Source organism: Streptococcus parasanguinis, from assembly GCF_031582885.1.
In the GTDB taxonomy this organism is placed as follows: Bacteria; Bacillota; Bacilli; order Lactobacillales; family Streptococcaceae; genus Streptococcus; species Streptococcus parasanguinis_M.
Map to the genome: position 1 here is coordinate 1,751,123 of NZ_CP133988.1, position 22,940 is coordinate 1,774,062.

The 22,940-nt window shown below is 39.7% G+C and carries 23 protein-coding genes; 3 read left to right on the forward strand and 20 right to left on the reverse strand.

Translation table 11 applies throughout. The annotated features are described in order from the left end of the window. Window positions 1-5 precede the first annotated feature (5 nt). The 8 genes from RDV49_RS08440 to RDV49_RS08475 all read right to left on the reverse strand — a co-directional run bounded on the left by RDV49_RS08440 (window position 6) and on the right by RDV49_RS08475 (window position 7,696). A complete protein-coding gene (locus RDV49_RS08440) occupies window positions 6-782 on the reverse strand; it encodes a glycosyltransferase family 2 protein (protein ID WP_037607823.1) in 777 nt (258 codons plus the stop codon). Continuing rightward, window positions 772-1,128: a DUF2304 domain-containing protein gene (locus RDV49_RS08445; protein ID WP_003006654.1), complete on the reverse strand. Its 357-nt coding sequence runs from the start codon at window positions 1,126-1,128 to the stop codon at window positions 772-774. The genes RDV49_RS08440 and RDV49_RS08445 overlap by 11 nt, the downstream gene beginning before the upstream one ends. Continuing rightward, entirely contained in the window at window positions 1,128-1,844 is a 717-nt protein-coding gene (locus tag RDV49_RS08450) for a glycosyltransferase family 2 protein (RefSeq protein ID WP_037607820.1), read from the reverse strand. Before RDV49_RS08450 ends, RDV49_RS08445 begins: the two co-directional genes overlap by 1 nt. Further along, the gene (locus RDV49_RS08455; protein WP_510675588.1) at window positions 1,845-2,858 is read right to left on the reverse strand and encodes a glycosyltransferase family 2 protein; all 1,014 of its coding nucleotides are present in this window, start codon (window positions 2,856-2,858) and stop codon (window positions 1,845-1,847) included. It lies immediately after the preceding gene. A 71-nt stretch (window positions 2,859-2,929) separates the two neighbouring features. After that, window positions 2,930-4,234, reverse strand: coding sequence for an oligosaccharide flippase family protein (locus RDV49_RS08460; protein ID WP_003006644.1), 1,305 nt, complete (start codon window positions 4,232-4,234; stop codon window positions 2,930-2,932). A gap of 131 nt (window positions 4,235-4,365) precedes the next feature. Further along, window positions 4,366-5,217, reverse strand: coding sequence for a dTDP-4-dehydrorhamnose reductase (rfbD, locus tag RDV49_RS08465; protein WP_003006641.1), 852 nt, complete (start codon window positions 5,215-5,217; stop codon window positions 4,366-4,368). A 76-nt stretch (window positions 5,218-5,293) separates the two neighbouring features. Continuing rightward, window positions 5,294-6,769, reverse strand: coding sequence for a glucosyltransferase domain-containing protein (locus RDV49_RS08470; protein ID WP_003006638.1), 1,476 nt, complete (start codon window positions 6,767-6,769; stop codon window positions 5,294-5,296). Window positions 6,770-6,772: 3 nt separating this feature from the next. Continuing rightward, entirely contained in the window at window positions 6,773-7,696 is a 924-nt protein-coding gene (locus RDV49_RS08475; RefSeq protein ID WP_003006636.1) for a glycosyltransferase family 2 protein, read from the reverse strand. Window positions 7,697-7,822: 126 nt separating this feature from the next. On the opposite strand from RDV49_RS08475, the gene RDV49_RS08480 reads away from it, so the two are divergent. After that, window positions 7,823-8,803: a Gfo/Idh/MocA family protein gene (locus tag RDV49_RS08480; RefSeq protein WP_003006633.1), complete on the forward strand. Its 981-nt coding sequence runs from the start codon at window positions 7,823-7,825 to the stop codon at window positions 8,801-8,803. After that, complete coding sequence (locus tag RDV49_RS08485; RefSeq protein ID WP_003006630.1) at window positions 8,800-9,885, forward strand: DEAD/DEAH box helicase; 1,086 nt, start codon at window positions 8,800-8,802, stop codon at window positions 9,883-9,885. Before RDV49_RS08480 ends, RDV49_RS08485 begins: the two co-directional genes overlap by 4 nt. 42 nt (window positions 9,886-9,927) lie before the next feature. On the opposite strand, the gene RDV49_RS08490 is transcribed toward RDV49_RS08485, so the two are convergent. The 5 genes from RDV49_RS08490 to RDV49_RS08510 all read right to left on the reverse strand — a co-directional run bounded on the left by RDV49_RS08490 (window position 9,928) and on the right by RDV49_RS08510 (window position 14,531). Next, window positions 9,928-11,310: a polysaccharide deacetylase family protein gene (locus RDV49_RS08490; RefSeq protein ID WP_003006627.1), complete on the reverse strand. Its 1,383-nt coding sequence runs from the start codon at window positions 11,308-11,310 to the stop codon at window positions 9,928-9,930. A 110-nt stretch (window positions 11,311-11,420) separates the two neighbouring features. Further along, the gene (gene gloA / locus RDV49_RS08495) at window positions 11,421-11,801 is read right to left on the reverse strand and encodes a lactoylglutathione lyase (RefSeq protein ID WP_003006623.1); all 381 of its coding nucleotides are present in this window, start codon (window positions 11,799-11,801) and stop codon (window positions 11,421-11,423) included. A gap of 29 nt (window positions 11,802-11,830) precedes the next feature. After that, window positions 11,831-13,192 (reverse strand): sensor histidine kinase, encoded by a 1,362-nt coding sequence (locus RDV49_RS08500; RefSeq protein ID WP_003006620.1) that lies wholly within the window; start codon window positions 13,190-13,192, stop codon window positions 11,831-11,833. Further along, window positions 13,176-13,856 (reverse strand): response regulator transcription factor, encoded by a 681-nt coding sequence (locus RDV49_RS08505; RefSeq protein ID WP_037607818.1) that lies wholly within the window; start codon window positions 13,854-13,856, stop codon window positions 13,176-13,178. Before RDV49_RS08505 ends, RDV49_RS08500 begins: the two co-directional genes overlap by 17 nt. 135 nt (window positions 13,857-13,991) lie before the next feature. Next, the gene (locus RDV49_RS08510) at window positions 13,992-14,531 is read right to left on the reverse strand and encodes a hypothetical protein (RefSeq protein WP_003006614.1); all 540 of its coding nucleotides are present in this window, start codon (window positions 14,529-14,531) and stop codon (window positions 13,992-13,994) included. Window positions 14,532-14,737: 206 nt separating this feature from the next. On the opposite strand from RDV49_RS08510, the gene RDV49_RS08515 reads away from it, so the two are divergent. Next, window positions 14,738-15,271, forward strand: coding sequence for a biotin transporter BioY (locus RDV49_RS08515; RefSeq protein ID WP_003006609.1), 534 nt, complete (start codon window positions 14,738-14,740; stop codon window positions 15,269-15,271). A gap of 56 nt (window positions 15,272-15,327) precedes the next feature. On the opposite strand, the gene RDV49_RS08520 is transcribed toward RDV49_RS08515, so the two are convergent. From RDV49_RS08520 to RDV49_RS08550, 7 genes are all read right to left on the reverse strand, one after another. Further along, window positions 15,328-17,871, reverse strand: coding sequence for a M1 family metallopeptidase (locus RDV49_RS08520; RefSeq protein WP_037607815.1), 2,544 nt, complete (start codon window positions 17,869-17,871; stop codon window positions 15,328-15,330). A 130-nt stretch (window positions 17,872-18,001) separates the two neighbouring features. Then, window positions 18,002-18,655 carry a phosphate signaling complex protein PhoU gene (gene phoU, locus RDV49_RS08525; RefSeq protein WP_003006603.1) on the reverse strand — a complete coding sequence of 218 codons (654 nt, stop codon included), beginning with the start codon at window positions 18,653-18,655 and terminating at the stop codon, window positions 18,002-18,004. Between the two features lie 12 nt (window positions 18,656-18,667). Further along, window positions 18,668-19,426: a phosphate ABC transporter ATP-binding protein PstB gene (gene pstB / locus RDV49_RS08530; RefSeq protein ID WP_003003393.1), complete on the reverse strand. Its 759-nt coding sequence runs from the start codon at window positions 19,424-19,426 to the stop codon at window positions 18,668-18,670. Window positions 19,427-19,455: 29 nt separating this feature from the next. Next, window positions 19,456-20,259, reverse strand: coding sequence for a phosphate ABC transporter ATP-binding protein PstB (gene pstB, locus RDV49_RS08535; RefSeq protein WP_003006600.1), 804 nt, complete (start codon window positions 20,257-20,259; stop codon window positions 19,456-19,458). Between the two features lie 10 nt (window positions 20,260-20,269). Next, entirely contained in the window at window positions 20,270-21,154 is an 885-nt protein-coding gene (pstA, locus tag RDV49_RS08540) for a phosphate ABC transporter permease PstA (RefSeq protein WP_003006597.1), read from the reverse strand. Further along, the gene (gene pstC / locus RDV49_RS08545) at window positions 21,144-22,055 is read right to left on the reverse strand and encodes a phosphate ABC transporter permease subunit PstC (RefSeq protein ID WP_003003307.1); all 912 of its coding nucleotides are present in this window, start codon (window positions 22,053-22,055) and stop codon (window positions 21,144-21,146) included. The genes pstA and pstC overlap by 11 nt, the downstream gene beginning before the upstream one ends. A gap of 16 nt (window positions 22,056-22,071) precedes the next feature. After that, window positions 22,072-22,938: a phosphate ABC transporter substrate-binding protein PstS family protein gene (locus RDV49_RS08550; protein WP_003006593.1), complete on the reverse strand. Its 867-nt coding sequence runs from the start codon at window positions 22,936-22,938 to the stop codon at window positions 22,072-22,074. Window positions 22,939-22,940 lie beyond the last annotated feature (2 nt).

Here is a 22,940-nt window from a genome sequence, read left to right on the forward strand (position 1 = left end):
AAAAACTAATTATTTGAATGTTGACTCTTCACATATTGTCTCATTAGCAACTTAGCCATCCATTTAGGCCAGAAGAGTTCATACATGTATAGATCTTCTTTACTACGCGTATTGTCTGCAATGGTTTTTGATGTTTCAGACTCTCCATGGATACGGTGGCACATGAGTTTGTCAGATACATAAGCAAAACGACCTTTATACTCGCTGATCTTATACCATGCGTACCAATCCAAACTCACTCTCATTCCTTCATCAAAATAGAAATTCTTCAAATTTTCTCGATTATAGGTAACTGCTGGACAACAAATCGGATTCCCAAAAGCCATCACACGGTTTCGCCAAAAGTGACTAGCAGGAAAAAGATTCATGGTTTTTAACATCAAGGTTTTGATCTTCAGATTTGTATTCGCAGGAATTTTATGGCCATCTTTTTCTTCAAAATAATCAGAATACCCAATCAACACATCTTGATTTTTTTCCATCTTAGCCAAAACTTTCTCAGCATAGTCCGGATCATAATAATCATCCTGATGGGCAATCGTAGCATATTTTGTCTCTACAAAAGACATGGCATTATTCCAGTCCTTACCAATTCCTCCACCTTTTTTGGTATAAAATGGAATATCATACCGCTGACAAAGTTCTTTGATCGAGTCCAGTGGTGTTGAACTATAACAGATAATCTGTGATTGGAGAGTTTGATTCTTCAAAGATTGAATACAAGCTTCCAAATATTCGCTCTCTCCATAAGCACAGATCACCCAAGTATGATTACTGTTCATCATTCTCCTCTTTCTTTTCTACATGACTTTTCAAAATAGACAATTCTTGAACTAAATGCTTTATCTGTTCTTTTTGTTTTGACAAAGTCATGGTTTGTAAAAATCCAATAACCAACAGGAAAAAAATAGTAAGAGACAATAGAAAATTGGAGGTCAATTCAAATCCAAGTAATTTAGCAAAGTATCCAGGAATAGAATCAAACACTGAAATAACAATCATGACAAGACTGATAACAATCCACATGAATGCCTGTTCAAATAATATATTATTTTTGTTGATATTTCTAATGACTAAATAAAGGAAAAAGATTGAGGCTATCAACATCACAATAGATAAAACTGACATTATTCACTCTCCTTCATAAAGGCTGCGATAAGAATTGACGAACACACTTCTATCATGTAACGAATGGATTTAATTGGCGTAATGGAAGAAACACCTCCAGTACGTTCAAACATATTTGCTGGTCGTTCAACAACACGATATTTACGTTTCAAAATATGAACAATAGTTTCTGGTTCAGGATACTTGATTGGATAACGCATAGCGAACTGTTTAATAACAGCTTTATCAGCTAAACGGTAGCCTGACGTTGTATCTAAAACTCTTTGGCCTGTTGTCCATTTAATCAGATTAGAAATCACACCGATTCCAAAGCGTCTCATAAAAGTCGTTTGAAATTCTGATTTAACGTCACCAACAAAACGAGATCCGATAACTAGGTCCGCCTCGTTTTTTTGAATTGGTTCTAGCAAGTCTGATAAGGATTCAATATCATGCTGACCATCGCCATCAAATTGAACTGCTACATCATAGTCATGCTCTAATGCATATTTGTATCCTGTTTGAACCGCACCACCAATACCAAGATTCATCACAAGATGAACAGCATTAAAATGATTCTCTTCTAGAATTTGTTTTGTCTTATCTGTTGAGCCATCATTGATAACAACATAGTCCAAATCAAAATCAACTTTCTTGCGGTAATTCAAGATACTTGTTACCGTGTCGAAAATGCTTTCCTCCTCATTGTAGGCAGGAATTATCATTAAAACTCTCAACTACTTTTCCTTTCCTTTACAGTAAAATCTCGAAAACAGTGAAACTAATCTCAAACGTTCTAAAGTTCTAAAAGCCATTACAGAAATAACTGTTTGAATTCTTTCTCCTGTTATCTCAGATGAAAATGGTGTTAAATTTGAATCAATACCTTCTTTAGAAAGCCATTGTTTAATTTTTCTATATTGATCCATAAATGACGAACTTGAAGCGACTCTTCCAGAAAAGAGTAAATACCAAATGTAATATCGTTTAATAAAATAGCGAATATATTTTGAATCGCCAGCAACTTGAAGCAAGTGACTCAGGAAATACACAATATCTATATTCGGATTAAAGCCTCTTTGAGATGTGTTTGAGATACTCTTCTCATTAAAAAACCAATTATAGCCATTATAATCAATTATTTTAATTTTTTCTGTTAAATTGTAAGCAGTCAAAGTAAAGATAACATCTTCACCTATTGGATAATCAAAGAACTGGATATTATTATCTGTTAAAAACGAAGTTCGATAAATACGTGCCCAAGGTGCAACGACTATATACTTAGACCATTCAGATTGTGTTAAATCTTGCTTAAAAAGTGTCTTCATTTCCTGATTAACGCGCTTATAACCACCAAGAACAATATCTAGTTGTTCTTGGTCTATTTCGTTATAAAAACGCTCTAAATAATCCGAATCAACAAAGTCATCATTATCGATAAAGACAACATATTTCCCTTTAGCAAGTTGTATACCCTTATTTCTAGTTTTAGCAACTCCCTCATTTTCTTTATCTATTACTCGGATAAAATCATTAGCATCCGCATACTCTTTAATAACTTCTAAACTATTATCAGTAGAGCCATCATTTATAAGAATAATTTCAAAATCTGTAAATGACTGATTCAGAAGAGAATCTATACATTGTTTAATTCCCTCTTGTGCGTTATATACAGGAATTATTATAGAAATTGCTGGATTTGTCATTAATATTTCCTCACTTTGTCTATTTGGGCCTTTTAAAATTAACACACGAAAACGTACTAATTAATTTTTCAGCAAATGAACTTGGTTTTATATTATACTATTATAGGCAACAAATATTATTGAGATTTTAACTTCAAACTTTTATAACTTACATAAAGATAAATTAAAAAACTAGATATTAAGAAAACAGTCATTGAAATTAAAAATGAAACGGCAGCTCCAAAAATACCATTATTCATTACAAAAGGCATTGTAATCAATTTTGCAATAAAAAATGTAACTATATAGGCAATAACTAAATAAGATTGTTTCCTAAAGATTGTCAATACAACATCAATAACCAATGCAAGAACATTTAAAATGCCTGCTGTAAGTAATATAGTAAATGGAACTTTATATTGTACTAAAGAAGTACCATACACAAATCCAAGTACTTCTGTACCTACCAAATAACCGATACCAATAATTATTAAACCTAAAATAAACATTACAGAAAAAAGAATATGAACCTGTTTGTAAAATAATTTATATCTCTTCTCGTACCAATAAATTGATAGCTGAGTTGTTAAAGGACGTAAAATGAAAAATAATAGAGATAAAACAAATACCGGCATAAATAAAACATTAAAATCTCTTTGAATACCATTTGAAAAATAGCCCTGTGCTAATAATGTATCAATATCTATTTTAGCTTCATTATAAACATAGGTAATTAGAAACCCATTTAAAAATAATGGGAAAGCATCTTTTAAAATTGAAATGATATTAGAACTATCATTTTTCAACGATGGTAAAAAATCAATATCAAAATATTTCTTCGAAATTCTATAGTCTAAAATTATTGTAAGAAAAATATTTGCTAAACAAACTATAACACTTGAAATCATTAATGAATTTGAGAGAAATAAACACAAACCAAAAATGATGATGCAGACCCAACTTCTATAAAATAAAATTTTTCCGGCTAAATCTGATCTATTATGTTGTTGAAAAAAACCCTGAAATACATCTGAATAAGCATCAAACGCACGGTAAAGTACTAACAATAACACAATTAAACTTTTATACAAATCATATCCTTGTATAATAATATAGAAAAAAGAAGTTAGTATCATTAACAATAGCGTCACAATACGAGTGTTATGGTATGAATTAAAAGTATATTTTTCTTGTACATCTGTCGACTGCATATTTCGTATTTGAAAATATCCTAACACATAGAACTGTTGTCCTAATGCAAAGGCTATACTGAAAATATCTGAATTTTTTGGATCAAGTAACCTTGAAGCTAATAACAAAAGAACAACTGACACTAAAGATGATGAGATCGTTCCTAACATATTCCAAATATAATTCTGTTTTGAAGAAATTTTTGAAAAATCTCTATCATTCATTATGTTTACCTTCTTTAATAAATTCATTATACTTTGAAAAAATATTTCTCCTACAAAAGACTTTCCCCTTATTATACTATAGTTTTTATAAAATGTTAAAAGACAAGCAAATATAACACAAAAAGACCTGAAAGGCCTTTCTTATATTATCAAAAAATTTATTTCACTTCTTGTTTGTAAAACTCTTTCAAGGCATCTTGCCACGTTGGAATGACGAACCCTGTTGCCTTCGCTTTTGCCAAGCTCATCGTAGAGTTAAGAGGACGTTTTGCCTTAGCTGGGAATTGGCTAGAATCCACTGGTTTCACTTCAACATCCGTATCTTTGAGGATTTCAACTGCAAAGTCATACCAAGTTGTATCTTCTTCTGCATCATTTGATAGGTGGTAATAACCATATTCCTTACGGTTTTCAGCCAAATAAGTCATAAACTCTGCAAGGGTACGGGTCCAGGTTGGACGACCGTGTTGGTCATTAACAACTGTAAGTATTTTGTGAGTCTTCGCAAGGTTTTTCATGGTGAAGACAAAGTTCTTACCGTAATTTCCAAAGACCCAAGCTGTACGGATGATATAGAAGTTAGACACATACTTCTCAACCAATTCTTCCCCCATACGTTTGGTACGACCGTACTCTGTTTGAGGATCTGGTTGATCGTCTACTTCCCATTCTTGACCCACTGGTTTTTTACCATCAAAAACGTAGTCCGTTGAGATATAGACCAAGGTTGCACCGTACTTTTCAGATGCCTTTGCTACATTTTCCGTACCAGTCACGTTGATGGCATAGTCCAACTCTTTTCCTTCATCTTCAGCAGCATCAACAGCTGTATAGGCAGCACAGTGATAAACCAAGGTTGGTTTCACTTCTGCGAAAACCTCATCTACTTTTTCTGCATCTGTGATATCCATTTCAGCCACATCAACAGCTACATATTCTTCATTTCGTTCATCCAACAAATGGCGAAGCTCTGTCCCAAGTTGACCATTTGCACCTGTAATTAAAATCATGGTAAAATCTCCTTAAAAATTTATTTTAACATTCGTTAAAATTTAATGTATTTATTGTTCATTAGCAAACTAAATTCTATTTCATTATAACAAATAATTGATCATCTTTAGATAAAATATCGTATAATTTTGTAGTTTCAACTTTTCTATAACTAGAATCTATCTGATTTATATCAAACATTTTAAAATCAACATCTAGTTTCGTTAAGCTATTAAATCGCATCGTCATATCCCAGGAGATATTTGTATTTGGCATAATTAGGCTACTAATCATGGGGTAAACAAGAGCTGAATTTTCGTATATAGGTGAATTTGATATAAACCTATTAATATTAACCACCCTATTTTCCGCTGAAACATACTTATTAAGTGTACTGCCTAACATGACACTCTGTGTTTCGAATGTTTTATTTTGTTGCTTTAAACTATCAACATAAATGAACGAGAATGACAACACATAGTATACACTTAATAATATTAAGAATTTTTTTGATATTTCAAAGAAATGAAATTTAGTCGAAATCCCTAAGGTTACAATCAAGATGATTGATGAGAAGATTCCCAATCCATATTCATATCTAGGTCTTAAAAGATAGAACTTTTCTAAAAGAATTAGGTAAGAACCATAACTAAAGATACAGCCTAAACATAACCAGGAAATTGCTAAAACTGTTTTTGTCAATTTCTTTTCTTTACTTACCAAATAAACAGATATGATTAAAAAAATAATTAAAATAGCAGCAAGAACTATCCAAATATTCGAACTTTGATTGTAAATATTTTTTAAATACCCCTTTGCGTTATTAAATAACGTAGCTGGAATATCTAACAATCCAGGAATCCTACCTTGGTCTGCGAAAATTGGTGGCTTAATTGTAATTTGAACTTTATATAAAATCATACCTAGAATATACGATACGGATGATATAATAATCCTTTGAATATTCAATTTATTATCATTTAGAAATTCTAAAAATACTAAGGTTAGGACAACCAAAATATAAATCCCTGAAGATGCTTGATAAGAATTACACATTAGAAAAATACATAATATCGAGCTCAAACTAAACAATTTGTTGGACTTCAAAAAAATGAATGGCAAGATAGACACAAATACACTCAAGGACATGAAAGGATTATCGAATCTAAAACTCAATGGCTCCAAGAACCAAGGATTTAAACCGACAATAGTTGATGATAGTGCAGTGAACCAATCTATCTTCTTATTGGGAAATAAGATAAATAATAATAAAATACTTGTAATACTTAAAACAATAGACGAAATAATATTTGTTGTCAAACCAGGGTCAGTTAAGTGGGTTCCACCCTGAATAAAACGAGATGTTATTTCACTAAAATATCGGGAATAATGTTCAGAAAATCCTGTGTAGCCCTGAAGTTGTCGACCAATGTCGTCAATATAAGGAAATTCTGCTAAACTAATATTTATATTTACAAGTAAATAGATAACAAAAATGAGGTAACATGCAGCTCTATTTTTTTTTATATACTCAAAAAGATTCTGAAATATTGATTTACAATCCTCAACCATTCTTTATTTCTCCTCTTTCACAACATAAACTGGCCGTTTCTTAGTTTCCATGAAGATTTTACCAACATATTTCCCTAAAATCCCGATGGTTAATAATTGGAAGCCTCCAAGGAAAAGAATCACTGTCATGAGGGATGGCCATCCAGAAGTGGGATCTCCAAAGACTAAGGTGCGGATCACAATCAGAATCACCATGATAAAGGCTAAGATCCAAGATAACAGTCCACCAATAAAGGCAATGTTTAATGGGGCATCCGAGAAATTGACAATCCCTTCAATCGAGTATTTGAAGAGGGACCAAAAATTCCAAGACGTCTCTCCTGCCACGCGCTCAACATTTTTATATTCGAGGTACTCTGTCTCAAATCCTACCCAGGCAAAAATTCCTTTTGAAAAGCGATTGTATTCTGATAACTCTAGAATCGCATCGACCATGGGACGGCGCATCAAACGGAAATCACGCGCACCGTCGACCATTTCTACTTGACTGATATGATTGATCAATTTATAAAACATGCGTGCAAAGAAGGATCGAATTGGTGGTTCGCCATCCCGAGTTACTCGTCGGGTACCGACACAGTCTAATTCTGAATTTTCATCCAATTTTTTCTTCATTTGAAGCAATAACTCTGGAGGATCCTGTAGATCTACATCCATAACTGTGACGAATTCACCATTAGCACGCTCAAGTCCAGCATAGAGTGCTGCTTCTTTTCCGAAATTTCGAGAAAAAGAAAGGTAATGCGCATTTGAATCCGTAACATGTAGCTTTCGAAGAACGGATAGCGTACCATCTGAGGAGCCATCATTTATAAAAATATATTCAAACTTTTCTCCCATCTCCATCCTAACACGTTCCATCGCTTGATAAAATAATGGAATCGATTCTTCTTCGTTAAAACATGGGACTACAACTGATATGGTCATCTCTTACTCCTTGATTTATTCACTTTCTATTGTAACAAAAAACTCTCATAAACCCTAGTATTTTCCACCCCGCCCCTCCCCCTTTTCATGATATAATAGAGTGAATCGATTGAGGAAGGACACCTTATGTTAAAGCTGGGAATTATTGGTACGAGTTGGATTTCACATGAATTTATTACAGCTGCTTATCAGACAGGCCACTATCACTTGCAGGCTGTGTATTCGAGAAAGATGAAGACGGCTCAAGAGTTTTGTGAGCCTTATAGAGCGATCTCTTGCTACACGGATTTCATCGACTTCTTAGACAGTGAGCTGGATGTGATTTACATTGCTAGCCCCAATTCTCTTCATTTCGCTCAGGCCAAGCTTGCTATTCTGGCCAAGAAGCATGTCATCATTGAAAAACCGGCTGTGACCACCCCTTCTGAATGGAAGGAATTGGTCAAGCTCGCTAATGAGCACCAGGTCTATCTCTTTGAAGCTGCCAGAAATTACCAAGAAGCAGCCTTTCAAGTAGTTAAAAACTTCCTCTCTAACCAGGAAATACTGGGCGCCAACTTTACCTTTGCCAAATATTCTTCTAAATTGCCGGCCCTTCTTGCAGGTGAAATGCCCAATATTTTCTCAGATGTCTATGCAGGCGGAGCCTTGATGGATCTGGGAGTCTACTGCCTCTACTTGGCGATTGGCTTCTTTGGAGAACCCATCTCCAGCCACTATACTGCTCAGCAATTACCCAATTCGGTTGATCTCTATGGTCAAGGTGTCTTGATTTATCCAGATTTTCAGGTTGCTATTCAGGCGGGGAAAAATATTACCAGCCATCTACCTGCTGAAATCTACACCAAGACTGGAACGCTAACTCTCAATGCTGTGGCAGCCATCAACCAGGCCCGCTTCGTCAGCCATTCTGGGGAAGTCATCGACCTTCCGATCCAGCCCTGCCCACACCAAATGCAAGAAGAGGCGGAAGCCTTTGCCCTTGCCATCGCTCATCAAAAGCCAGCTGCTTATCTTGAATGGTTACAAACAGCTGAGCAGGTCCATGAAACCCTCTACCAAATGCGTCAAAGCGCTGGAATACAATTTAAGGATGAAAAAGAATGAAAGAACAATTTCCACAAAGCTGGAAAGACCAGTTAGAAACACTCGGATTTGATACATTCACTGAAATTCAGGAACAAATCTTCTCCCCTATCTATGAAGGAGAAAATGTCCTCGGGATCAGTCCTACCGGTACTGGTAAGACACTCGCCTACCTCTTTCCAAGCTTGCTCAAACTCAAATCGAAGAAGGCCCAACAACTCTTGATTTTAGCTCCTAATACAGAGTTAGCGGGACAAATTTTTGATGTCACCAAACAATGGGCAGAACCTCTCGGGCTCCAGACCCAACTCTTCCTTTCAGGATCTAGTCAAAAACGGCAAATCGAACGCCTCAAAAAAGGACCCGAAATCCTGGTTGGGACGCCTGGTCGGATCTTTGAACTGATCAAGCTGAAAAAGATCAAAATGATGAATGTGGAAACCATCATTTTAGATGAATTCGACCAATTACTGAGCGATTCTCAGTACCACTTCGTCGACAAGATCAGCCACTATGCTCCCCGTGACCACCAATATATCTATATGAGCGCCACATCCAAGGTCGATCCAGACCAGCTAGAAGAAAATACTCTTCGCATTACGGTTGATGGAGTTTCTTTAGACAATATCCAACATTTTTATATGCAAGTGGATAAGCGGGACAAGGTCGAATTGCTCCGCAAACTCGCCTACGTCGAAGATTTTCGTGGTCTGGCTTTTTTCAACAGCCTATCTGATCTGGGTAGTGCTGAAGAAAAACTACAATACCGGGGGGTCGAAGCTGTATCGCTGGCCAGTGATGTCAATGTAAAATACCGCAAGGTCATTTTGGAGCGCTTCAAAGACCATCAGCTAACCCTATTGCTGGCTACCGATTTGGTCGCTCGTGGAATCGATATTGAACATCTTGAGTGTGTGATTAACTACGATATTCCTCGTGATGTGGAGACCTATACCCACCGCGCCGGTCGTACAGGACGAATGGGGCGTGAGGGTTATGTAATCACCTTTATCACCCACCCAGAAGAACTCAAATCCTTAAAAAAATACGCTTTTGTACGTGAACTGGTTTTAAAAAATTCCGAACTCTTTTTAAATGAATAAGAAAATCCTCTGCTAGTGAATGAACTGCAGAGGATTTTTACGTTAATTTCCATTGTAATAGATACGATGACTTTCAAGTTGATAATCCAACAATTCATCCACCGTTACAAAGGTATAGCCTTGTGATTTGAGGTAGTCAAGGACGGTCGGTAGAGCGTCAATCGTGGTTTGATGGATATCATGCATGAGGATAATCGAACCCGGTTTGACTTCTTTTTTCACTTCATTGAGAATGGCCGTCGTATTATGCGTCTTCCAATCTAGGCTATCCACATCCCACATGATGAAGGATTGGTCGACACCGTATTGGATAGCGTTATTGATCGCCCCATACGGAGGACGGGTAATCTTGGTCTGCACACCTGTCGCTTTTTGAATAGCTTCTTGGGTATCCAAGATCTCTTTTTTGGCATTATCCAAGCTCAATTTTGGCAATTGAGGGTGATCCCAAGTATGGTTCCCGATTTGATGACCTTCTTTGCGGACTTGCTTAGCAATATCGGGATTCGCACTGACATTTTTTCCGATCATAAAGAAGGTAGCTTTGGCATTGTATTTCTTTAAGATGGCCAGCGCCTGAGGGGTCGTCGTTGGATCTGGTCCATCATCAAAGGTCAAAGCAATCATCTTACGGTGGCGTTCTTCAATATAGGATTCGTAAGAAGCTAGATCATCAGGAAGCAAGCGCTCTGTATCAATCACGTCATAGAATTTAGACAAGGGAACAGTGAAGGTATCATCTCCCTTAACCTTGGTTGGAAATGGAATAGTGAAAATTCCTTTTTCATATTGGAATTCCCATTGGCTCAAATCCAACTCTGAGAAGTGGGCAACCATTTGATCAATGCTTTCCTCATCCAGCTGACGAAAGGCTAGATTCCCCCGTAATTCCTCCAAAAAGATCTGTTTGGCTCCATCTGGATCCGCAAAAACCTGGCTGAGGGTCAAAGGGTTACTATCATCATCCAAGTAAAAGAGGGGCAACTTCACCGTCTCATCTTTGATGAATTTCCCTTTTTTGTACTGGTATTCAGCCCGTTTGATTTGGATAGGGTGATAACCAACAAAAGGCGCTTCTGCTTCTTCACTATGGTAGAAGGTCAAATGCTTAGGCTCCTTGGTTTTCTCATCGGATCCTAGACGCTGAAGGTCTTCTTGGATCTTCTCTTTCACAATCTCAACAGGCTGTCCATCCTTAGTAGGATAATAAGCCGTCACATAAGAAGTTCCTAAAATCCCTTCCTGAACTTGAACATCTTTCCCTTTTTCAGAGCTTTTCTCAAGTTGGGTAACCTTAGCAAACTGATCCTGATAGGCTTTTTGTTCACGAACCCTTTGAATCTTTTGATAGCCGATATACAAAAGACTCAGTAAAAGGAGATTTGTAATGATTAATAAAATAGTTTTCGTGTGTTTGAATCTCATAACTTTATTATAGCAAATTTCTCTCGAAAAAACATTCCTTTTTTGTAAATGGTTTCATAAAAAAGAGGGCGACTGTCGTAGCCGACAGCGGCCCTTATTGTTAATCCCTCTTATTTTTCGCGAATGACTTCTACTTTATACCCATCCGGATCTACAACGAAATAGTAATTCGGTTGCGTCCCTGGAAGACCTTTTGGTTCTGTCACTTCATAGCCTTTAGCCTTGTGTTCCGCATTCAAACCTTCTAGATCAGGAGTACTCAAGGCAACGTGAGCATAGCCATCTCCGATGACATATGGACCATGATCATAATTGTAAGTCAATTCCAGCTCATAGTCATCTCCAGGCAAGGCCAAATAAACAATCGTGAACTTGTAGTCTGGGAAATCTTTCCGACGTTTTTCTTCAAAACCAAAAGCATCTTGGTAAAAAGCGATTGATTTTTCTAAGTTTTCCACACGAAGGCAAGTGTGCAACATTTTTGAACTCATAGGTTTTCCTCTTTTCTATTTTTAAAAGATTATGAACGATTTTTTTTACGACTTTCCGTCTTAATGGATAATTTCACTTCAAAGATGGTCCCTTTTGGTTTATTATCTTTGACTTGAATGGTCCCTTTAAAGGCTTCTACGATCTGCTTAGCGAGGGATAACCCCAAACCAAATCCACCTTTTTGACGGGTTCTGGCCTTGTCGACCCGGTAAAAACGATCAAAGATCCGTTTCTTATCCTCATCTCGAATCCCTGAACCATTATCCAGCACTCTCAAAAGAAGATTTTTATCCTTCAATTGAACTTCAAACTGGATCTCACCATCTTCATCGGTATACTTCAAGGCATTGTCATAGAGAATGGTCATCAATTGCTTGAGGAGCGTTCTATCAGAACAAATGACTTTGTCCACCTGATTGTCTCCTCGGAAGATTTTGCCATTTTCTTCTGCAATGATCTCAAAATTCGAGAAGGACTGATCGAAAAAGCTTGGTTCGATATCTTCCATCTCTGGCTTCAAGCCGTCATCTCTTCGGGCAATATTGAGAAGGTTGGTAGTCAAAAGCTTCATATTTCGAACTTCATCCAAGCTGGATGCAATATTCTCACTCGATTCCATAATGGTCGCTTCAGGCTTTCTAAAAAGCGTTTCGAGGCGATTTTGCAGAACTGCTAAAGGCGTCCGCAACTCATGGGAAGCATTTTCCACGAAAGCCTTTTGCTTTTGCATACTCTCAAGAAGGGGCTTGACGCTGAGACGTGCTAAGAAGAGGCTAGCGAATAAGGAGATTCCCCAGAAGCAGATCATGATGAGAGCGATTTGACTTTCGTGCTCTTCACTGGTCTGCTCTAGTTGACTGATATTGGTCATGACAACCGCATACTTGATGTCACTATCACTTTCATCATCAGATAAACTCAACTCTGCCATATAGGCCCGGTAACTTTCTTTTTTCCCATAGCTATTTGTAATTTGAAGCTGGGAAACCTTGTTGAGGAGCTTCCGACCAAACGTCACCGTTTTGAAGTTTAAAAACCCATTACCGGTTGTCAAGTTTTCATATTTTTTATTAAGCAAAACAACAGTGGTATTGGATGTGACATCCCCTTTAGGTTCTGATTTATCATGATCTGGGATCATCATCTCATGATCATTATCATCTCCTTTGGTATTTGACTGTCGCTGGTCTCGATAAGCAATCGCTACAAGCGAGTAGGGATCCTGACTGAGAGTCTTGAGGTTCTCATCAACAGTTGTATAAAGACTCGAGCGCATGACCTGAATGATAATCAAGGTCATGGCTGAGAATATCAAAGTAAAGAGCCCAAAATATCGGATGAAGTAGGAAAAATCATCTTCTCCGACGGTTTTCTTAATTCTGGTTAGCATCTTTTAAGATATACCCCACACTGCGCAATGTTTGCAAGCTCTCAACGAAATCGGTACCTTTTAATTTTTTACGGATTTTTGAAACATATACCTCAACAACAGAGATGGTCGTATCACTGTCAAAGCCCCAAAGGCGATCGAAAATCTGTGTTTTTGGAAGGATGACATTTTGGTTTTGAAGGAAGTAGACCAGAAGATCAAATTCCTTCCCAAGAAGTTCCACTTCTTTCCCATCCACATAAGTCGAATTGGTAGATAAGTTGACCTTCAAATTGCCATAATTAAGGGTGTTTTCATTGACCTTTCCTGAGCGCTTCAAGAGGGCTTGAATCCGCATCTTAAGCTCTTCTAGGTAGAAAGGCTTAGTGAGGTAATCGTCTGCCCCTAGCTCAAATCCGTGTCCCTTGTCATCCAGACTTTCTTTGGCTGTCATGATCAAAACAGGGGTTGTCACGCCTTTTTCACGCAATTCTTTCAAGACATGGAAACCGTCTTTTTCAGGAAGCATGAGGTCCAGCAAAATCAAATCATAGATCCCGCTTTCTGCTTCGTAAAGGCCTTCTTCTCCGTCAAAGACCTGCATGACATCCGCAAAATCATCTAAAAAATCAAATACTGAATTTGACAAACCAAGGTCATCTTCGACCAATAGAATTTTAATCATTATCGTATCCTCTTCTCTTTCGTGAGCGAGTCTTTCTAATCTATTCTTAACCATTATAACACGACTTGCCTTCATTTCCTATAGTTTAGAACCTGGTTTTATGATCAAATTCAGCCTGCCTGAGGAAGGCTAATTCTATGAGTTTGTCGTGTTTTCTTTGTTACTTTGACTATCACTCGTCTTGTTTTTATTTTTTGAATTCTTCTTGTTGGACTTTTTAGAGGAACCCTGGTTCCCTTCTTGTCCGCCAGATTGGTTCATGCCGTTATCTGGACCATTCCCTTGTGGGCCACCATTGCCTTCCTGTGGCATCTGACCAGGTCCGCCACCTTGTGGGCCGCCTTGTCCTTGGCCACCACCTTGTGGACCACCGCCTTGAGGACCGCCATCCTGTGGGCCACCATTTTGCTGGTTTCCTTGTGAAGCATGGCCATTTTGGCTATTTTGTTGCTGATTAGATCCTTGGTTCTGACCCGTTTGGACTGGTTGAGAAAATTGTTGGTTATTGGAGGATTGAGAGGCGATGACACCGACACCAAAGCCGCTTCCAGCACCAACTAACAATCCACCAACTGCTGCCATGCCAATCCACCACTTAGGACTTCGTTTTAGGACAACCATTTTTTCTTTGGATTCTTGCGTTTCGACTACTTGTTTTGTTTCTTTTTGATTCATCTTTTTACCTTTTATCTTTTTGTACAAGCACTTGTCTTTTAAAAATTTAAAGGGAGCTCGATCCTTTAGTAAAGCGATTATACTTCAGGAGTCTTAAGCCTGCCTAAATTTTTACTTAAAAAATCCTAAAACAAGTGTGGGCTATTGACAGGTTGAGCCCCTTATTGTAGAATAGTTACCATAAAATAAATACGAGGTTAACTGTTATGAAGAAAATCTTTCCCTTAGTTCTCATCTCCATTGGAGTGGCCATGATCTCCGTCCTATCTCAATTCACCATTCCCTTTGGTCCAATTCCTTTGACCCTGCAGACACTCATGATCGGGATCATCGGGACCATCTATAAACCCAGCCATGCCTTTGTCACAGTCTGTCTCTACCTACTTTTAGGCTTCTTAGGTTTTCCAGTATTTGCCGGCGGTGCTGGTGGCGCTTCGCATTTCCTTGGTCCTACTGCTGGTTTCCTCCTCTTCTTCCCATTCCGAGCATGGATCACGTCTCTGTTCACGAGTGCTAAATCCAGCCTTGTCACTATCTTTTTGGCCAATCTCCTCAGTAGTGCTCTCCTCTTTGTGTCAGGAGCTATCGGCTTTATGCTGGTCACGCATACCGATCTCCAAAAAGCATTTACTTTGGTCGTTGCTCCCTTTATCCTTGCTGACCTCATCAAACTGGTCATCATCACGATCACCAGCAAGGCAATTTTTGCCAGCCTCAAACACCACTGGTATTTCAAATAAGATACAAAGTCCACTAAAAAATCGATACAGAAATTTCTGTATCGATTTTTTTAAATCTATTTTGTCGCAAGGATAGCGGCTTCTACTGCTGCTTTCTCCCGCTCGATAAGATCAATACGAGCTGCAATTTCTTTAATTCCCATCTTGATATTACGGCTGATCGCCATATCATCCAATTGAGGCTCAAAGAAGGCCTTGTATTCATTCAACCGTTCACGGGTCTTGAAACAGTTAGCTGGGTAGATGACAAACTTATCAAAGCTCATATCACCACCGAGGGCTTTCTTGATCCAATCCCAGTTTTCACGCGCCCAAGTCCAAGTTCTTCCTTGGGTAAAGTCATCATGCAAGAAGTTGTAGTACCAGCTCATAGCCAAGTCCTGAGGTTTCACCACATCCTTGTTCTTCCACTCTTTCAATAGAGCTTCCAAAGTTTCCTCATCCTTGGTATAAGAAAGTGCAGCCGCCAACTGGCGTTTAAAGTTCCCATCTACTGTCTTAACATAAGTATCCAGGTATTGTTGGCTAAGCTCCTTGGTTTCCTGGTGCTTGATTTGGTTGACCAAGATTTGCAGGCGGATGGCAGCTGGAAGTTTTTCCAAATCATCTGCATGCGCTTCAAAGATAGCGCTCGCTTGAGCTTTTGCAGCTTCATCATTGGCCTTGATCATATTAGCAATCATTAGCTGACGAACTTTTTCGTCTTCTTCTGATTCACCAGGCTTAGCTTCTAGACCCAAGCGTTCAAAGTTGTAACGGTTCAAGTGTTTCAACAACTCATGGAAGGCAGCTTCTGTTTCAGTTCCTTCATCCACAAAGAGACTGATTCCAGCTAAGACGCTCGAAACAGCTGAAACAACCAAGTAGGAACTTTCTTCAGTCAAGTGTTCAATCACTGGCAAGAGGCTTGCATAAGAAATTTGACCACTTTCCGCTAAGAGACGGCGTTCTTGAACCACTTGTAGTTTCGAAGTGCTATCCAAGCTAGCAAGGTCAGCAAGGATGTCTTCCAACAATTCCCCACGGTAATCACTGATATAATGAGCCGTATTTTCTGTATTGAAGCGAAGAGCTCCGGTATTAGCTTGTTTCAAGGCACTATAGTTTGGAATTTCTAAGACTTCTGTTTCCAAAGTATCTGGAATACCTGTCCAGTTGCTGTTCAAAGGAACAACCCACTTGCGACCTTTTTCTTCTTTTTCTCCGATAAAGAACTGCTCTTGACGGATGATCAAGGTGTCGTTCTCTACAGAAGCTGAGACAACAGGGTATCCTGGTTGCTCCAACCAAGAATCCATAAAGGCTGCGACATCACGACCTGAAGCTTGCCCAAGAGCATCCCAAAGGTCACGACCGATAGTATTGCCGTATTGGTGTTTTTCAAAGTAGATCTTCAACCCTTTACGGAAGGCGTCATCGCCTAACCATCGACGAAGCATGTGCATAAGACGGCTACCCTTAGCGTAAACGATTGCTGGGTCAAAGAGAGTGTTGATCTCGTCTGGGTGTTTGACTTCCACATGGACGGATTGAACGCCATCTGTAGCATCGCGTTTCAAGGCAGCAGGCACTCCAGTTGTTTGGAAGTCTTCAAAGATATTCCAGCTTGGTTCAATGGCATCCAAGCTGACATATTCCATCATATTGGCAAAGCTTTCATTCAACCAAAGATCATCCCACCATTTCATGGTCACCAGGTTTCCGAACCATTGGTGAGCTAATTCGTGAGCTACGACCAAGGCTACTGTTTGTCGGCTTTGGGCCGTAGAGTTTTCATCTACTAGAAGGTAGACTTCACGGTAGGTTACCAAGCCCCAGTTTTCCATCGCTCCGGAAGAGAAGTCTGGAAGAGCGATATGAAGAGATTGAGGGATTGGATACTTCACGCCATAGTAGTCTTCATAAAATTCAATAGCACGAACGGCAATATCCAATGAGAAGTCCAAGTTTTCTAATGGGTGAGCTTTGGTAGAGTAGACACCGACTAGGGTTCCATTCTTGGTCTTAGCTGTCACTCCTTGAAGGTCTCCAGCCGCAAAAGCCAAGAGGTAAGAAGACATCCGTGGAGTCGTAGCAAATTTCCAAATTCCTGTTTCTTTGCGGTTTTCCACGTCGATTTCAGGCATATTTGAAAGGGCAATTTCACCTTCTTCTTGGTCAAATTTCAAAGAAAGATCGAAAGTTGCTTTGGCTTCAGGCTCGTCCACACTTGGAAAGGCTTCACGCGCAAAATGGCTCTCAAACTGAGTTGAGAGGACTTCCTTCTTCACACCATCAATACTGTAGTAAGATGGGTAAATCCCTGTCATATTGTCTGTGATCTTACCAGAATAGGTCAGAGTAACTGTCACTTGACCTGTGCCTTCCAATTCAACATAAACTGCTTCATTGGCATCATCAACCGTAAATGGACGAGCTTGACCTGCTACTTCTACTGTTTCAATGGTCAAATCCTTTTGGTGAAGCGAGATCTTGTCCGCCTTGGCTTGACCTGTGATCACCACACGACCGCTAAAGGTCTTAGTTTTACGACTTAAATCCAAAAACACTTCATAATGTTCTGGAACGAATGTTTCTACAAAATGTGCAACTGCTTGCATAATTTCCTCCTTTAAATGTTTCACGCTTTTCCAATCAAAAGCCCTAATAAAACTATTTTATCACAAAGTTGGGATAAAAGAAAAGACAAGCATGACAATGCCTGTCTGAGATCGAAAAGACTCCAAGATCTTACATTTCGATAATTTTACCTGTTTCAAAGTAGACTACCCATTCACAGATATTTTTTGCATAATCTCCGATGCGTTCCAAGAAGTTGATCACTTGGAAATAATCACGTCCCGTCACGATGGACTCTGGATTTTTCCGAATTTCTTCTGTTGCTAATTCTTGGATGCTATCGAAATAATGGTTGATGACTTCATCTCGTGAAGCAACTTCATAGGCCAAATCCACATCGCCTTTGAGGTAAACATCAAGTGTTGCTTCGACAAAATCTTTGACTTCACGGCCCATCTTGCTGATTTCTTCTTCAACAGATTGGATACGGACTTCCCCTTTCATGCGAATCGTTGCCTTGGCAATCGATACAGCGTGGTCCCCCATCCGCTCCAAGTCAGAAACTGCTTTTAAGACGGTCATCACGACACGAAGGTCTTGTGAAACCGGCTGTTGAAGAGCAATAATCTCAAAAGATTTGCGCTCAAGCTTCACTTCGTATTCGTTGATCTCCGCATCATCTTCGATGACCTGGCGGGCCAATTCACGGTCATGGGTCACGAAAGCACGAACTGTACGGTTGATCTGACTCAACACTTCATTTCCCATTGCATAAAACTGGTTATGCAACTTCTCTAAATCTTCTTCAAATTGAACTCGTAACATTTTATTTTCTTCCTATCCAAATTTACCAGAGACATAGTCTTCTGTTTCTTTCTTAGCTGGGTTCAAGAACATTTCATTGGTGTCATTGTACTCAATCAAATCCCCATCCAAGAAAAAGGCTGTTTTATCGGAAATCCGACTTGCTTGTTGCATGGAACGTGTCACCAAGAGCATGGTGTAGCGGTCTTTTAGTCCATACAAGGTTTCTTCAATCTTCCCAGCTGAAATTGGATCCAGCGCTGAAGTTGGCTCATCCAAAAGAATAATCTTTGGACTGGTCGCAAGGACCCGCGCCACACAGACCCGCTGTTGCTGACCACCAGAAAGTCCGATAGCTGAATCATGCAAGCGATCCTTGACTTCATCCCAGATGGATGCGCGTTTCAAAGAGGTTTCAACTGCTTCGTCCAAGACAGCCTTGTCCTTGACACCATTAATCATCAAGCCATAGGTCACATTATCATAAATGGACATTGGGAAAGGATTGGGCTGTTGGAAGACCATTCCGATTTCCTTACGCAATTCGACCGTATCGGTCCGTGGTCCGTAGATATTATGTCCATTGTAGAGGATAGTTCCTGTAGTGGTGACCTCATGGTTGAGGTCGCCCATGCGGTTAATGGCTTTTAAAAGGGTAGATTTCCCTGATCCTGAAGGACCAATCAAGGCTGTAATCTCCTTTGGAGCAAAGTCCAAGGAGACGCTATTTAGAGCCTTCTTTTTATTGTAATAAACCGACAAGTCCTTGACTTGCAAAATTGGTTCTGTCATTCTATTTTCCTTTTTGTTGTCATTTTACTTTATCCAAAGTGACCAGATACATAATCGTTGGTCGATTGCAATTTCGCATTTTGGAAAATATTCGAAGTCTTATCGTACTCAATGAGGTTTCCAAGATAGAAGAAACCGGTATAATCGCTAGCACGGGCTGCTTGTTGCATGCTGTGGGTCACGATGACAATGGTATAATCCTTCTTCAACTCAAGCATGGTTTCTTCTAATTGCGCTGTCGCGATCGGATCAAGCGCTGAAGCAGGCTCATCCATGAGTAAGATATCTGGCTTCACAGAGATGGCCCGTGCGATACAAAGTCGTTGCTGTTGGCCACCTGAAAGTGTCAGGGCTGATTTATGAAGATCATCCTTGACCTGATCCCACAGAGCTGCCTGTTTCAAAGAAGTTTCGACCAATTCGTCCAAAATCTTCTTGTCTTTGACTCCAGCGCGTTCATGCGGGAAGGTGATGTTTTTATAAATCGATTTGGCAAAAGGATTGGGCCGTTGGAAAACCATCCCAATGTGCTTGCGCATTTCATAAACATTGATATCTGGACGATTGACATCGATTCCTTCATACCAAATTTCACCCGTTACACGCGCAATATCGATGGTATCATTCATCCGGTTCAAACTACGGAGGTAGGTTGATTTCCCAGATCCTGAAGGACCGATCAAGGCTGTAATCTTATTCTTTTCAAACTGCATGTCAACGCCTTTAATGGACTCGTTCGTTCCATAATAGACATGCAAATCTTTGGTCGATAGGACCACCTTTTCTTCAGGAAAAGTAATGATGTGTCTCTCATCCCAATTGTATTTTGACATTTCTTCTCCTTTAAGCAGATGTTAGTTTTTTATGGAGGTAACTTCCGAGTTTGCGCGCTCCAAAGTTAAAGATCAAGATAAAGATCAAAAGAACGGCGGCAGAACCGGCTGAGACTTCGATCGAGTCTGGAATAGTTCCTTCACTGTTGACCTTCCAGATATGGACGGCCAAGGTTTCAGCCTGACGGAAGATCGAAATCGGACTGGTTACACTAAAGATATTCCAGTTTGACCAATCAAGAGCTGGAGCCGATTGACCTGCTGTATAGATCAAAGCTGCAGCTTCCCCAAAGATCCGTCCTGAGGCCAAGACAACCCCAGTGATAATACTTGGAAGAGCTTCTGGTACCACGACATGAATCACAGTTTCCCAGCGAGACAAGCCCAGAGCTAGACCTGCTTCGCGCTGTGTATGGTGAACGTGCTGCAAGCTATCTTCGATATTGCGAGTCATCTGTGGCAGGTTAAAGACGGTCAAGGCCAAGGCCCCTGAAATGATCGAAAATCCATATTTGAACTGGACAACGAAGACCAGGTAACCAAAGAGACCTACAACGACAGATGGCAAAGAAGACAAGATCTCAATACAGGTACGAACCAAATTGGTCAAGCGACCTTTTTTAGCATACTCAGAGAGGTAAATCCCAGCCCCAAGAGAAAGTGGGAAGGAAATCACCAAGGTAATGACCAAGAGGAAGAAGGAATTATACAATTGAATTCCGATCCCTCCTCCTGCTTGGTAAGAAGAAGATTTCCCAGTCAAGAAGTGCCAAGATACATGGGGCAAGCCACGGACCAAGATATAAAGGATCAATGAGGCAAGAATCGCAACGATGATCCCTGAAATAGCATACAGCACTCCTGTTGCAATTTTATCCATTCGTTTAGCGTGCATAGTTCTTCTTACCTCTTTCTTTCGTAATCAGTTTAATCACACTGTTAAAGGCAAGACTCATGAGGAGCAATACCAAGGCGAGTGACCAAAGAACATTGTTATTGACCGTACCCATAACGGTATTTCCGATTCCCATAGTCAAAATAGAGGTGAGGGTGGAAGCTGGTGTTGTGAGCGAGGTTGGTACCACTGCCGAGTTTCCGACTACCATCTGGATAGCCAAGGCTTCCCCGAAAGCACGCGCCATACCAAAGACAACCGCTGTAAAGATTCCAGAGCGGGCTGCCTTGAGCGTGACATGCCAAATAGTTTGCCAACGGGTCGCTCCCATGGCCATACTAGCTTCCCGGTAATGACGGGGCACAGCTCGGAGGCTATCGGTCGTCATAAAGGTGACAGTTGGCAGGATCATAACAAAGAGGACAAAGACCCCTGAGAGAATCCCAAAACCAGTCCCTCCAAAGAGACTACGCGTAAATGGGACGACCACTTGAAGGCCAATGAATCCATAAACAACTGAAGGAATCCCCACTAGGAGCTCAATCGCTGGTTGCAAGAAACGAGCTCCTTTAGGAGAGACTTCTGTCATGAAAACTGCTGCACCAATGGCAAACGGCGTTGCCAAGAGGGCAGAAAGCAAGGTTACAATAAAGGAACCTAGAATCATTGGTAGGGCTCCGAATTCCTTTGCAGCAGGATTCCAAGTACTCCCAAATAGAAAACTAAAGATATTGACTTTATTAACAAAGAAAGTCGATAAACCTTTTTGGGCCACGAAAATCAAAATCATGGCAACGACGACAACAATCAAACTCATACATAGAAAGGTAATGGTTTTCCCAAATTTTTCTAGGCGGGAGTTTTTTGATTTCGTCAGCATTTTTTTTGCTACTTCGTTCATTTTTTACCTAATTCTTTTATTTTTTTGTCACATTCCCTTTTAAATCACGGGTGACTTTCATATCATTGATTGGGATATAGCCCATCTTACCAACAACCTTTTGCTGGATCTCATCGGTCATCATGTAATCAATGAATTTTTTAGACAACTCATTGGGTTTTCCTTTGGTATACATGTGTTCGTAGGACCAGATTGGCCAGTTATTGTTGACGACATTGGCTTTGGTTGGTTGATAACCATTGAGCTTCATGGTTTTGACACTGCTATCCAAGTAGGTAAAGGCAAGATAAGAGATGGCTCCTGGCGTTTGAGAAACGATGTTTTTCACCATTCCATTAGAGTCTTGCTCTTGAGCCTGCTTGGGTTGTTTGCCATCCATGATGATGGCATCAAAGACAGCACGGCTACCAGAACCAACCGCTCGGTTCACAATCGTGATTTCAAGATCTGGACCTCCCAATTGCTTCCAGTTGGTATATTCACCCGTAAAGATCTTTCGCAATTGCTCTGTTGTCAAATTGTCGATTGAGATATTTTTATTGGCAATGATGGCTGTCCCTGCTACGGCTACCTGATGGTCGACCAGACTAGAGGCATCGATCCCAGATTTTTCCTCCGCAAACAAGTCACTATTTCCGATATCTACAGCGCCTGATTGAACTTGTGAAAGTCCTGTACCAGAACCTCCTCCTTGTACATTCACAATCTTACCAGGATGTTCTTCAATGTAGCGATCTACTACTCCTTCAACCAAGGGTTGTAAGGCAGTCGATCCGACAGCAGTGATGGATTCTCCGCGATTGATCCAAGAAGCACAAGCAGATAAACTTCCTGCTAATACGATCGTTGCTAGTCCTAGGATCAGCTTTTTAGACTTTTTCAAAT